The following is a 14,037-nucleotide window of genomic DNA, read 5'->3' as shown; positions in this document are numbered from 1 at the left end:
CTGGTAGCAGTTTATCATAAGTCCCTCACTGCGTCTTCCCAAAGCAAATGTGCCTTTGCACAAATCAAAACCTTTTTTCGAGTTTTCACAACCCGGTTTTGATAACCCGTTCTTGCTAACCCGCTTCTTATAACCCGCTCTTTACGCTTTGTCAGAGGACGGTAGACCGTTGACGGTCAATGATTATAACTCTCGTCTTCTAGCAAGCGATCAGCGGCTCTTTGCCCGCGCAGCACGACTGGCTTCAAATCGCCTCCTGCCGAAGGCAGCATTGCGACCTGGGCTGTTCTTGCCCAGCCTTGCGTCCCGGCATGTTCTTCGCCGGCATTGCGACCGCCGATACTTTTCGGCGCCTTGCGTCTGATTATAGTAACATCACTTCCCCGCAAAGCGGGCCTCACTTCCACCGACGATCTTCGGCGCATTTCAATCCTTATTTGCACCTGACAAAGCGGAAAGTCTATCGGTTTCGTTTATCTTCTTTCCTTCCTCGTCGACCGCGCAGGACTGGCCGTCGACTATCGCGGTCCTGACGGCGCCTTTGGCGACCGACATTTTGCTGAGTCCAGGCGCATCAAGAATTCCCGTCTTTACGGCCGTGTATATTGTCTCGGGCGAGGTGAGCTCACCCGTCTTGATCTTTTCAACAGCCTCAATTATTACTTTACATTCACTCTTCAAATACTCTTTGTGTTCATGAATCTCCTTGTCCTGTCTGAAGTCAGGAAGGCCCTTGATCGCTTCATTTATCGCCTGTTTCGCCATCTTTACACTTTCGATGATTTCGACGTCGGTTGCCCTTCTGGTCGCTTCGCAGTATGCAACCACGTGAACTATGTCCGGGTCAATATTCATGGCAGTGTAGACAGATGAAACAAGCTGTCCCCTAGCCATATCGGGGTCTGCCGGAAGCGACATGAGTCCGGGTCTTACCATCGTGACAACGGCGAAGCTTTCATCCTCAAGAGACTCTATAAGTTCCTTCTTCGCCAGCGCCTTCGCCAAATCCATCTTCGGTGAGATCCCCGGGGGCGTGTTGAACATGTACTGAGCCACGTAGACCTGCACACCGAGTCGCTTGGCAGCCATCGCTGCAAGGTAGGCAGTAGCAACCTCTACGGCAGCGTGGCAGTATCTGAGCGCCCACTGATGGGCCTCGTTTATCTCCACCGGGATTCCCTTTCCTCCATTCCAGGCGATTGCCGCTTGATTGTCTCTTATTGCCTCCAGAAGTTCACGATCTGATCTCCCATCGAGCAGAGAGTACCAGGTAATGGGTATCGCGGCCCACGCGTTGTTCAAGGTCTCTTTAAAGAGAAGGGAGAATTTCAGGAGGTCTCTCGTTCCAGAATAACACCTCATCAATGGATAGTTACCGGTCCTGCTGGCAGCATACATCCTTTCAAAATCCTCTCGTTTTCTGAAAGGCGCGCCCCCCGCCCCGTCTTCCGAGGAGATCATATTCTCCTGTTGAAAGAACCACTGCTGGCAGTTCTGGTCCGGAGCCAGTGAGATGATATCCAGCAAGCCCGATTCAGCAAGCTTTCTGACGGCTTTCTCTGTTGCATCGACCGTCTCAAGCCCTATGTGATGTCTTGTCAACGGATATGGCTTTTTGGAGGCGATTCTTTCGAGAAGTGTCTGAGGATAGTCGACCTCTCCCTTTTCGTCCGTCTTGCCCCTGAGAAACATCACGACTTCCTCCGGCATCTCGCTGCCGTCAAAGACCTTCTCGAAGAGGCCACTCTTTTCAGCCACCTCGGCCGTCTCGACCGTTCCGCCGAAGATCAGTCTCTTTTCTATTCCTCTGTTTTCCAGGGAGATTTTTAGTTCTCGGAGGAGCTGCTCGCAGGACTCTTTTCCCAGCCTGTAGCTTACGGCCACTATGTCAGGCGAGACTTCTTCTATGCTGTCTAGCAATTTGTCAATGCCTATCACGCTTCCAATGTAGATCGTTTCATAGCCTTCATTACGCGCCAAGTTCAAGAAGTTAAGAATTCCCGCTGTGTGAATATCGCTTCCAATGGCCCCTGCTAGTATCTTCATATCAGGTCCCTTCCTCGACATACCTTGTAAGTTCTTCAACGGACATTTCGTCGACGCCGAGGCTCACAAGATTTCTTCCTTCCTTCCAGAAGTCTCTCCCCATTACTGCCCCGGCTATGCTTATTATCGAATCCATGACTCTCGTATCCACTCCAAGTTCTCTTCCAAAGCAGCTCATTGGAACCAGACTCATAGGCACGTCTTCCATAATGTACCTGTTCTCAATACTTATAGGCGCCATGATTCCCCTGTAGCCTTCGTTGCTATGGATGGCCGCATAGAGATCTTCACCCTTTACGTCATAGGCGTAATCAAGCCACTCCTTCGCACCCATGGCTTCCACGCCAAGTTTCCTTGTTACTTCGCAGCGCTCTTCGTCCAGAGCCTCCAGAACTCTCGCAACCGATGGGCTAATCCCCTCAAGATAGAATTGGAAGTCTCCATGCTTCGTCTCAATCCAGCCGGCGTTCATGAGAATCGCGCCGGGATGAAAGACTGCGCCAATATTGTTGAAGCTAGTGTAGAGAACGTTTTTTGCCAGTGTGAACTCGGGCATGATCTCGCTGATGATTGGAAATACGGACTCGTTATCCTTTGAGGGAAGCACTGAAATAGGAACGGCATTCTTAATCCTGAATATTCTCACCATTCCAGGGCCCGAAATTCTTGAAGCAAAGACGAAGGTCTGAGCCTCGGCGATCACGGCCTTTTCTCTAACTCCCTTTTCTCTGAAGATCTTGTCGAATTCCAGCGCTCCGCCCGTTCGCCCTGGGTTCAAAACAACTATCTGACCTTCGCCGATACATTCGGCCAGTTTTTCGGCGATTTTTGCATGAGCAAAGGCCGGCACAACAACCATGATAGCTTCGGCACCCTCAATCGCCTTCTTCATATCTGTACCAACGTATCTAAGCTTTGCTTTGCCCTCTGACTCGCCTTCGACTCTTATCTTTCTTTCTAAGAGTAATGGTGAGATTCGTTTCTGACTTCTGTTGTATAGCGAGACATCGTGGCCCCTCATGGCTAGAACGGCAGAAAGGGCCTGTCCACCATTTCCCGCACCAATAACAGCTATCTTCATACAACACCTCCTTAGACCCCCATCCAGAAATAAAAATATGGGAAATAACAGAGAACAAGAATTCCCTTGCTTTATCTTACTTGTATTTTCATTATACAGGAGACTTTTTTGTGAACTAAGTGAAGGGGGAGTGTCACGCTATTCATGGGGAATGACTGCACATGGCTCTGGAGATAAATTTCAACAATTTTCACCATGTTATAATAATAATGGAGCGTCACGATGATTCTAAGTACTGGGATTCAGAAACATGCATGGACACTAGGAATGGAGGTATTTGAAATGAGTGGAATTGTTGTCACCCTTAAACCTGAGAGAAAAATGATAGAAGGCTCTCTTTCTTACTTGAGACACAGGGGAAGCAAAACGAGAGTTCTAAAAACCCGGGGAGAGGCGAGCATGGGAGCGGTGGTAAGCAATGCCTTTGACGAAAACATGATAGTTTTCGAAGGAACGAGGGAAAGCGTTGTCTTCGACGGTATCCTCAGAAACTTCCCCGGGGAGGTCTGGCCGCGAAGGATTCTCGAGCTTTACAAGGAAAACCGTTCGGGATTTTTAAACGAGCTGGATGGTTCTTTCGCTTTCGCTATAGATACAGATGACGAAACCTTTGTCGCCCGGGATCCTCTGGGCCTGAAGCCTCTTTACTACGGGCGCTGTAATGGTGGAATCGCCTTCGCTTCGGAACTGAAGGCCCTTACTCCCTTCTGCAGTGATGTACAGGTCTTTCCGCCCGGCCACTTTTTCTCTTCTAACGAAGGCTTCAGTGAGTACTCCTCACTTGAAGACCTGTTGACCGAAAGACAAGTAAAAAGTGAAGAAGAGGCGGCGAAACATCTCAGGACTTCTCTCGAAAGGGCTGTCGACAACAGAATGACGGCGGTCAAATCCGAGCCGATAGTATTCCTCAGCGGAGGGCTGGACAGCAGCTGTATAGCTGCCGTTGCAAGCAAACTGAACGGTTCTTTGAAGACGTTTACCGTAGGAAGCGAAGAGGGGAAAGATCCGGCGTTCGCCAAGGAGGTCTCCCGGTATTTAGGCACGGATCACAGGGAATACACTTACGATTTCAAAGAGATGCTCGAAGTCCTTCCGGACGTAATTTACCATCTCGAGTCGTTCGATCCTCCCCTTGTGAGGAGTGCGATACCGAATTATATAGTATCGAAGATGGCCGCAGAGGAAGACAGTTCTTTCGTCCTGATGGGGGAAGGAGCCGATGAGCTCTTCGCCGGCTACGAGTACATGAAGGAGCTTCCCTCTGCAGAATCCGTGGATGAAGAGTCCTTGAGAATAACGAAAAACGGCTATCTTTCGGGCTTCCAGCGAAACGACAGGATGGCTCTTGCTTTCGGGATCGAATTCGATGTTCCCTTCATGGACCCAAATGTAGTTGATCTTGCCTTCTCGATTCCAGTGGACTGGAAGATCCACGGGCCTGAAAAGACTGAGAAATGGATTCTTCGCAAGGCCTTCGAAAACGATCTTCCTGAAAGCGTAGTCTGGCGGAAAAAGAGCAAGTTCAGCGTCGGGTCGGGATCGTCTCATATCATGAAGGAGTACGCCGAGGAGGCTATAAGCGACTCAGAATTCGAACGCGAAAGGCAAAACAACGGAATCAGGTCCAAAGAGGAGCTTCTGTACTACCGGATATTCGACGAGCAGTTCCCCTGCAGAGGAGCCGCGGACACTGTTTACAGAAGTTAACCCGGCTCGCGTCTTTAACTATCTTACATTTCGACTATGAAGGGTTCGTTCGCCGGTGAAGTTCTAATTACGGCCTCGAGATACGGGAGGCCTCCGGTATCTTCGAGATCGCAACAGATGGACGATCCCGAACCGCTGACAAACCAGTAACCCGGATTCCTTTCTTCTATCCTATCGACAAGTTCCTTCATTCTGGGATCGCTGTCTATCCTGTAAGACTGGTGGATAAAGTCTTTTGTGTATTTCAATGCTCCCGCGAAATCGCCCCTGGAGGCTTTGGAAATGAACTGAGAGACATTCTTTATGTTCCCCAGAGCATCTTTGAAGGGAATCGAATCGGGAAGCGCCTTTCTCATTGCCTCTGTAGAAAGCTTGAACTCAGGCACAAGAAAGGTCATTCTGTGATCGGGCATTTCAAACTTCTCGTAGTCTAGCCTCGAACCGTCATAATAGGATACGGTGAGGCCGCCAACCATACACGGGACGATGTTATCGGGATGGCCTTCGATCTCCGTTCCGATTTCGAGAAGCGCATCAGTGGGAATCCTTCCTCCGGTCATTATGTTCGAGATGAACAGCGCGGAGGCGATCGCAGCGGCGCTCGAGCCAAGCCCGCGGGCCGGCGGTATCTCGCACTCCTGAATAATCTGAAGGGCCGGAACTCTCTTGCCGGTCTCTTTCTCAAATCTTTCTATCGCGTTTCTGAAGGTTTCGGCGGCATCCTCTATCTCAAGACCATACCTGCCGATAGAATGCACCTTAAAGCGGTTCGCCTTTTCGAACTGAACCGTATTATGAAGCTTCAACGCCATTCCGACGACGTCGAATCCGCTCCCCATATTTGCCGTCGTGGCAGGCGCCTTCAGTCTCACTTCAAGCCCGCCTCTTTCAGAACTACGTCGAGATCATTCTTAACCACAAGAGGCCTGTCCACAGACTTCAAGACCGCATCCGGATCCTTAAGTCCGTTTCCGGTAAGTGTGCAGACGGCAATATCACTTGCTTCAAAAAGACCCTCTCGCGCCTTCCTGAGAAATCCGCCAAAGGAAGCCGCAGAGGCTGGTTCGCAGAAGACGCCCTCCGCGCTGGCCAGGAGTTTCTGAGCGTGAAGGATCTCTTCGTCTGTCAGTGCCTCGATAACGCCTCCCGACTCGTCTCTTGCAGCAACTGCCTTCTTCCAGCTTGCGGGATTGCCGATTCTAATAGCTGTCGCGATGGTCTCGGGATGATCGAAGACTCTATCATATACGATAGGGGCCGCCCCCTCTGCCTGAAAGCCCATCATTCTGGGAAGGGATTCCGACAGTCCCTTCTCACGGTACTCCCTGTAGCCCATCCAATAGGCGGAAATGTTGCCCGCGTTTCCCACAGGGATGAAGTGATAGTCCGGGGCACGTCCCAAAACATCTATGATCTCGAAGGCGGCCGTTTTCTGACCTTCTAGTCTGTAAGGATTTAGACTGTTCACGAGCGTAACGGGATAGTTCTCAGAGATCTTCTTGGCCAGTTCAAGGCAGTTATCGAAATTCCCGTCTATCTGGATTACCTTTGCCCCGTAGATCATTGCCTGCGCCAGCTTCCCTATCGCGATCTTACCCTCGGGAATTAGAATTATCGATTTCAGGCCGGTCCGGGCGGAGTACGCCGCCGCAGAGGCAGAGGTGTTCCCTGTCGAGGCGCAGATAACCGCTCTTGAGCCTTCTTCGATCGCTTTTGCAATTGCAAGGACCATCCCCCTGTCTTTGAAGGAGCCCGTCGGATTTGCGCCTTCATACTTCACATAGACTTTCACCCCGAACTGCCTGCTTATGTTCTCAAGGAAGATCAAGGGAGTGTTCCCTTCTAGAAGCGTTATTCTTGGAGTCTTCGGTGTTATAGGCAGGAACTTCTCATAACTCTCTATGACTCCCTTCATATGATCTCCTCCAGGTTGAAGGCGCTGTGAATGGCGTTAACGGCAAGACTCACTTTCTTGTTGTCTATTACGACGGAAATCCTGCTGTTGCTTGCGCTGATCATGTCTATGTTGATGCCCTCGTTAGCAAGGGTCTCGAAGAGCGTCGCCGCAATAGCGGGAGTGGCAGTAAGGTTTACTCCGACAATGGAGAGTTTTGCGATGGCGCCTTCGACGGTGATTTCTCTGGCTTCGCTCCTCGACTTAAGTACGTCTTGCTTCAGCTTTTCGAGATCGCTTGCCTGGATAGTAAAGGCCATCGTGTTGTAATCCCCGCTTCTCATACTCTGTATTATCATGTCGATGTTGACGTTCTGCTCGGCAAGGGTCTTCAGAACTCTCGCCGCTATTCCCGGTCTGTCAGGCACCTCCTGCAGAACGACTTTCACGATATCCTGATCCGAAGTCACTGCTCTCACAATAGGCTGTTCCACTTTTGATCCCCTCCATATAAGCGTGCCTCTCGCACTGGTGTGCGCGTTTTTCACAAGCACCTTTATATCATACTTCCTTACGAATTCCGATGCTCTGCTTTGAAGAACCTGAGCACCCTGCTTCGAAAGCTCTATCATCTCTTCCCAAGATATCTCTTTTATCGGCCTTGCATTGGGAACTATCCTCGGGTCGGCCGAATAGACGCCGTCCACATCCTTATATATTTCGCACAGCTGCGATCCCAGCGCCTTTGCAAGAACGACGGCGGTCAGATCCGATCCTCCCCTGCCGAGTGTCGTGATCTCTCCGGAGAATGTGGACCCCTGGAAGCCTGCAACAACCGGAACGTAGCCGTTCTTCAGATATCTGTTTATAAGGTCGGCATCTATCCCGACGATTCTCGCGTTCGAGAAGTTCGAATCTGTCTGTATCCTCGCCTGATTACCGGAAAGGGAGATCGACTTCATTCCAAGCTCTTGAATCGCCATCGCTACAAGGGCAATCGACTTCTGCTCGCCTGTCGCAAGAAGCATGTCCATTTCTCTTCCGTTTGGCTTGTCTGAAATCTCACGCGCAAGTTCGTGAAGCGTATCCGTCTCAACACCCATGGCCGACACAACCAGAACGGGTTTGACGCCGCTCAGAACCTTTCGCTGGACCCGCTGCGCCACATCCTTTATCTTCTCCGGCGTGTCAACTGAAGTCCCTCCGAATTTCATAATCACAACGGAATTGCTCTGCTTCTCCGCATATCTAGACGCCCTCAGAATGTCAGAGATGATCGCCGTTGCTGTCGGCTGGGCTCCCGCGCCCTCGCCCCTGAGAAGAAATCTTCCCGAAAGATCCGTTTCTACTTCTATGGAGTTCTCGACCCCGTCAACGCTCCACAGTGGATCGTCCCTTTCAAGTTCCTGCAGCTGAACCGAAGCTCTCTCCCTTTCGAAGTCGATTGTCCCGATCAATTTGAGCTTTTTCCCTGCGGTCGCCGCTCTCTCAAGATCGCTTTTCTCTATTCCTTCGACGCCCTTTGTTTCAATCGTGGAAATACCGGGGAAGAAGCCTGTTTTGACGCCGGTGAGCACCGACAGCTTATAAGCGGCATCATAGCCTTTCACATCGCTCGATGGATCGGCTTCCGCATAACCCTTTTCCTGAGCAATCTTCAGAGCTGAAGCGTAGTCAATTCCCTTCTGCATCTCGGAAAGTATGAAATTCGTTGTCCCATTCAGAATACCCCGAATACGTTTGATCCCATGGAAGATGAGATAGTCCTCCAGAAGAGAGATGATAGGAATACCCCCGCCGACGGCCGCTTCGAAGAATAGGCTCTTGATCGGAGAACTGTTCATGAATTCGTTGCCGAATTCCGAAATAAGCATCTTGTTGGCCGTCACGACCGTTCTATTCAGCTCAAGAGACTGTTTTACAAGCTTTTTGGCGGCTTCAGTCCCGCCAATCGTCTCAACAACTATATCGCTGTTTATAATAAGATCTTCGAAATCCTCCGCGATCAGATCGGAAGGAATTCCCAGCTTCTCGTACTTGCTGTGAGTTCTCGTAATGACCTTGGAGACGACGCATCTTCTCCCCGACCTCTTTTCGATCTCGTCTCCCTTATCCGAAAGAATCGCGTAGACACATGACCCGACTGTTCCGAGTCCGGCAATTCCGATCCTCAACTTGGTGCACCCCCTCCTGAAGCTTTGAAGCCACTATCAATCAAAAGTATACACCGCAAAACCGTGGTCGGGGATAGCGGTTAGGGCGTTGGAAAGAACGGAATAAGACGCAAGGCGCCGAAAAGCATCGGCGGATGCAAGGCTGGGAAGAACATCCCAGGTCGCAATGCTGGCAAAGATCGCACCAGGACGCAGTGCCAGTTTCGCGGGGAAAGAGCCGATTTTCGCTTTTGAGATAACTCGTGCGTTGAGAAGAGCAGTTCCAAGTTGTGAGTTGCATGTGAGAATAAATTCGATCCAAACGGATGTAGGGGCGTGCGGCGGCACGCCCGCTATCAATAATGATCAGTCTTCCCAAGGATAGAGATCGTCCTCTTCAATAGTTGAACGAGCCAAATCTGGCCAGAAGTATGCCAGAATGACGCGAAGGGCTGTCATCCCGGACTTCATCCGGGATCTGGGCTTTTGAGAAACCGTAGTCGATGGCATCAGGTAGCGGGTTCGTAAGAGCAAAAGAAACAGGTTTACCTTTGAAAGGTTCTCCGTTCTCAGAAAAGAACGGTTACAAGTTCCAAATTGTGAGTTGCATTGCAAATAATTTCGACCCAAGCGGATGTAGGGGCGTGCGGCGGCACGCCCGCTATTAAGGATCAATCTTCCCAAGGATAGAGATCATCCTCTTCAATAGTTGAACGAACCGGATTCTGGCCAGAATCATGCCAGAATGAACTGAAGGATTGTCATCCCGAACTTGTTTCGGGATCTGCTCTTCTGAAGGGAACCGTGGTCGGGGATGGCAGGTAGGGGGTTGGAAAGAACGGAATAAGACGCAAGGCGCCGAAAAGCATCGGCGGATGCAAGGCTGGGAAGAACATCCCAGGTCGCAATGCTGGCAAAGATCGCACCAGGACGCAGTGCCCGCTTCGCGGGGAAAGAGCCGATTTTCGCTTTTGAGATAACTCGTACGTTGAGAAGAGCAGTTCCAAGTTGTAAGTTGCATGTGAGAATAAATTCGATCCAAACGGATGTAGGGGCGTGCGGCGGCACGCCCGCTATTAAGGATCAATCTTCCCAAGGGTAGAGATCGTCCTCTTTAATAGTTGAATGAACCAAATTCTGGCCAGAATCATGTCAGAATGACCTGAAGGACTGTCATCCCGAACTTGTTTCGGGATCTCGTTCTTGATCTTATCCAAGAACGGCTTTTCACAGCGCTCAGCGGGTTTCCCCCTTTTAAGCGTCCAGCGGCTCTTTCCTTGCGAAGTCTTACTACCTTCTATTGCAGTAGACGGGGACAGACGTCAGGAGCTCGTCAGTCCCCTATTCGTTTCACAGCGATCAGCGGGTCTTGTGGCCCGCGAAGCGGAACTGGCCTTGCCAAAGGCGAGACTGGCCAGGCGAACTGTGAGTGGCCTGCGTCAGCAGACTGGCTTTCAAACGCTATCCCTCTGTTTCGTCTATTTCGTGGAGAAATTCGATTACGTCTTCCAGAGAGAAGTACCTGCTCCACCTTTTCTGCTCTCTTCCGTCCGTTTGCACTACAATCGTTGGGACAGTGAATACCGAGTATTCAGAAGCAACGGCGGGATTCTCGACAGTGTTTATCTTGAAGAACTTCCATGAAGGGAAATCCTTCTCGACTGCCACCAGTTTCGTCTCTATGGCTGTGCAGACACCGCAACCGGGACTGAAGAAATCTACCAGAACCAGTCCGGTAACCTCTCTCAACTCTCTCAGTGTAATCTCCTTCACTTCATCGCCTCCTAAAAGCATTATAATGGATAATAATAGTAGAATATGCGCGAGGTGGAGTCTTGTATTCAGAGGATCATAAAACGGCCGTGTTTGTACCTATTGTGAAGATCTGCGGAGATTACCATTTGCTTCTTACAAGGAGGTCGACCAGGATAAGTCATCCGGGGCAGATCAGTTTCCCGGGGGGACACAGAGAAGAGAACGAGACGCTTCTTGAATGCGCCGTAAGGGAAATGAAGGAAGAGATCGGTGCTCTTCCCTCTTCGCTTGACGAGATCTACCCGCTGAATGTCAGCACAACCGTCACCTCGGGCAAAGTAATTACTTCGTTCCTTGGATTTATTGACGATCTGAAGTTCAGGATCAACAAGAATGAAGTGGAGGACATTGTCTTTCTTTCCGTTAAGGCTCTGATCATGAATGCTCCCGAACCGATCATAATGCCGAACGGGAAGAGGACAATAAGATACCGTTTCCCCGGCTTCGTGGTCTGGGGGGCAACGGCAAGAATTATCGAAGCATCTATTGAAAGAATTATGGAGATCATAGAGAATCGTGGCAGCGGAAAATCGGACTATCTTAATGATGATGAAGTAATACATATAAGAGAGGAGTGATTAGATGTTAGATTTCACATTTCACAACGCAACAAAGATAATCTTCGGAAGAGACACCGAGAAGAAGGTCGGAGAAGAGATTTCGAAGCTGGGCAAGAAAGTCCTCTTTCACTACGGTGGAGGCAGCATAAAGAAGACCGGCATATATGATCGTGTAGTAGAGAGCCTAAAAAAAGCAGGAGTGGAGATCTTTGAGCTAGGCGGAGTCAAGCCGAACCCTAGACTCTCACTTGTAAAGGAAGGAATTGAACTCTGCCGAAAGAACGGGATAGACGCAATCCTCGCTGTGGGCGGGGGAAGTGTCATCGACTCTGCAAAGGCGATAGGAATAGGCGTCCCCTACGAAGGCGATGTCTGGGACTTCTACTCAAAAGGAAAGAAAGTGGAAGAGATGCTGCCGTTGGGTGTAGTTCTGACTATACCGGCGGCCGGAAGCGAATCTAGTGGCGGCTCGGTCATCACAAACGAAGACGGCTGGTACAAGAGATCCACCAACAGCGTAAACATGAGGGCAAAATTCGCCATAATGAATCCCGAGCTGACATTTACGCTGCCAAATTACCAGACGGCAGTCGGGGCGGTGGATATAATGTCCCATGTAATGGAAAGGTACTTCACAAATGTCAAGAACGTAGATTTCACGGACAGACTCTGCGAAGCCACGCTTAGAACGATGATCAGGAACACTCCAATAGCTCTCAAAGAGCCTGAAAATTACGATGCTAGAGCCGAGATAATGTGGGCAGGGACAATAGCACATAACGACTTGCTAAGCACTGGAAGGATCGGAGACTGGGCTACCCACGGCATGGAGCATGAACTCAGCGCAATATATGACATAGCTCATGGCGGAGGCCTTGCAATTATGTGGGCTCCGTGGATGACATATGTTTACAAACATGATATCGAGCGTTTCGCTCAGTTCGCTTACAGAGTTTGGGATGTCGAACCGGACTTCCGCAATCCCGAAAAGGCCGCTCTTGAGGGAATCAAAGGGCTGAAGGAATTCTTCGCGAGCCTCGGCATTCCCGTTACCCTAACAGACGCAGGAATTCCAGACGACAGGTTTGACGAGATGGCCAAGAAGGCAACTGAAGACGGTCCTCTAGGTCAGTTCGTGAAGCTTTACAAGGACGATGTAAAAAAGATCTACGAACTGGCGAAGTGAGCTTTTATAAAGTTGAGTCTTGTCCGTTGCCGAAAAGAGAAGAAAAACACAGCTAGAAACCGAAGACAGTTTGTGTAATGTTGCGTTGTTTGTTGTAGGTGGTTGGTGGTTGGTCAGGTGCAAAGAACAAGAACGAGACCCAATCCTCAAGAAGCATATTAAAGCAATCTGATCAGAACCAGCACTTTTGGTCATCCTGAAGTGCTCCTGTTCAGGATCTCGGCTTTGAAGGGGAAGACCGAGGTTAGAGGTCAGTTGTCAGAGGTTGGAAGAGCAACGGAAGCTGGATTATCGCTGGACGGTTCACCGTTCTCAGAAAAGAGCGTTTGCAAGTTCTAAGATGCAAGTTGTAAGAAGAAGAAAGGAGACCCTTTCCTAATGGCAATGAACTAGGCTCATTGCTGACATCCAAGAAGTGAGCATCGAGATTCTGAATCAAGTTCAGAATGACGGGATGTGATGTTTTCGGAAAGCCCGTCGGGATGCTGAAACAAGTTCATGACGAAAAGTGCAAGGTAAAAAGTCATGAGTACAGGGTCTCGGGTTATGAATCGAGATTCTGGCCAGAAGCATGCCAGAATGACGGGAAGGACTGTCATCCCGAACTTGTTTTGGGATCTAAGCTTCGAAAGAAACCGAGGTTAGAGGTCAGTAGTCAGAGGTTCGAAGAACAAAAAAATGGATTCTCCGTTCTCAGAAAGGAACGGTTGCAAGTTCCAAGATGCAAGAAGAAGAAAAAAAGCTTCTTCTTGAGGGCGATGAAGTAAGCTCGTTACTGACATTCAACAAGAGAGCATCGAGATTCTGAATCAAGTTCAGAATGACGGGATGTGACGTTTTCAGAAAGCCCTCTGGGATGTTAAAACGAGTTCATGACGAAAAGTGCAAGGTAAAAAGTCATGAGTACAGGGTCTCGGGTTATGAATCGAGATTCTGGCCAGAAGCATGCCAGAATGACCTGAAGAGCTGTCATCCCGAACTTGTTTCGGGATCTAAGCTTCGAAAGAAACCGAGGTTAGAGGTCAGTAGTCAGAGGTTCGAAGAACAAAAAAATGGATTCTCCGTTCTCAGAAAGGAACGGTTGCAAGTTCCAAGATGCAAGAAGAAGAAAAAAAGCTTCTTCTTGAGGGCGATGAAGTAGGCTCGTTACTGACATCCAAGAAGTGAGCATCGAGATTCTGAATCAAGTTCAGATGACGGGATGCGACGTTTTCGTAATTGCCTAACACTGTCATCCCAAACTTGTTTCGGGATCTGGCTTCGAAAGAAACCGGGGTTAGAGGTCAGTTGTCAGAGGTTGGAAGAGCAACGGAAGCCAGTTCTCCATTGAGTGGTTCTCCGTTCTCAGAAAAAAACGGTTGCAAGTTCTAAGATGCAAGTTGTAAGAAGATGAAAGAAAACCTTCTTCTTAAGGGCGATGAAGTAGGCTCGTTACTGACATTCAAGAAGTGAGCATCGAGATTCTGAATCAAGTTCAGAATGACGGAATTGATTGCGGGTCTAGGGTCTTGGGTCTAGGGCCTGGCAAACTGAAGCGGCTCTGAACCATTACCAATTATCAATGCCGATGAACAATCATCGAGGACTCCATACTG

Annotated in this window: 9 protein-coding genes; 3 read left to right on the top strand and 6 right to left on the bottom strand. The window is 49.6% G+C overall.

The features are described 5' to 3' along the window. Window positions 1-426: 426 nt before the first annotated feature. Window positions 427-2,046, bottom strand: coding sequence for a cobalamin-dependent protein (locus V513_RS10575; RefSeq protein ID WP_099772726.1), 1,620 nt, complete (start codon window positions 2,044-2,046; stop codon window positions 427-429). 1 nt (window position 2,047) lies between these two features. Continuing rightward, window positions 2,048-3,127: an NAD/NADP-dependent octopine/nopaline dehydrogenase family protein gene (locus tag V513_RS10570; RefSeq protein WP_014730068.1), complete on the bottom strand. Its 1,080-nt coding sequence runs from the start codon at window positions 3,125-3,127 to the stop codon at window positions 2,048-2,050. A 282-nt stretch (window positions 3,128-3,409) separates the two neighbouring features. Here V513_RS10570 and V513_RS10565 point away from each other — a divergent pair, with 282 nt between their 5' ends. After that, window positions 3,410-4,834, top strand: coding sequence for an asparagine synthase-related protein (locus V513_RS10565; RefSeq protein ID WP_099772725.1), 1,425 nt, complete (start codon window positions 3,410-3,412; stop codon window positions 4,832-4,834). A gap of 23 nt (window positions 4,835-4,857) precedes the next feature. Here V513_RS10565 and V513_RS10560 read toward each other — a convergent pair whose 3' ends face one another. From V513_RS10560 to V513_RS10540, 4 genes are all read right to left on the bottom strand, one after another. Then, window positions 4,858-5,706: a homoserine kinase gene (locus V513_RS10560; RefSeq protein WP_099772724.1), complete on the bottom strand. Its 849-nt coding sequence runs from the start codon at window positions 5,704-5,706 to the stop codon at window positions 4,858-4,860. After that, a complete protein-coding gene (gene thrC / locus V513_RS10555; RefSeq protein ID WP_099772723.1) occupies window positions 5,703-6,749 on the bottom strand; it encodes a threonine synthase in 1,047 nt (348 codons plus the stop codon). The genes V513_RS10560 and thrC overlap by 4 nt, the downstream gene beginning before the upstream one ends. Further along, complete coding sequence (locus tag V513_RS10550; RefSeq protein ID WP_099772722.1) at window positions 6,746-8,902, bottom strand: aspartate kinase; 2,157 nt, start codon at window positions 8,900-8,902, stop codon at window positions 6,746-6,748. The genes thrC and V513_RS10550 overlap by 4 nt, the downstream gene beginning before the upstream one ends. 1,440 nt (window positions 8,903-10,342) lie before the next feature. Next, window positions 10,343-10,654: a thioredoxin family protein gene (locus V513_RS10540; RefSeq protein ID WP_014730064.1), complete on the bottom strand. Its 312-nt coding sequence runs from the start codon at window positions 10,652-10,654 to the stop codon at window positions 10,343-10,345. A gap of 89 nt (window positions 10,655-10,743) precedes the next feature. On the opposite strand from V513_RS10540, the gene V513_RS10535 reads away from it, so the two are divergent. Together V513_RS10535 and V513_RS10530 are read left to right on the top strand one after the other, a co-directional pair. Beyond that, window positions 10,744-11,274 carry an NUDIX hydrolase gene (locus V513_RS10535; RefSeq protein WP_257212078.1) on the top strand — a complete coding sequence of 177 codons (531 nt, stop codon included), beginning with the start codon at window positions 10,744-10,746 and terminating at the stop codon, window positions 11,272-11,274. Between the two features lie 4 nt (window positions 11,275-11,278). Then, a complete protein-coding gene (locus V513_RS10530; RefSeq protein WP_099772719.1) occupies window positions 11,279-12,442 on the top strand; it encodes an iron-containing alcohol dehydrogenase in 1,164 nt (387 codons plus the stop codon). Window positions 12,443-14,037: the final 1,595 nt, after the last annotated feature.

The organism is Mesotoga sp. H07.pep.5.3, from assembly GCF_002752615.1.
Classification (GTDB): domain Bacteria; phylum Thermotogota; class Thermotogae; order Petrotogales; family Kosmotogaceae; genus Mesotoga; species Mesotoga prima.
Note: the sequence above shows the minus strand (reverse complement) of the source record. Positions and strands in the feature narration are given on the sequence as shown.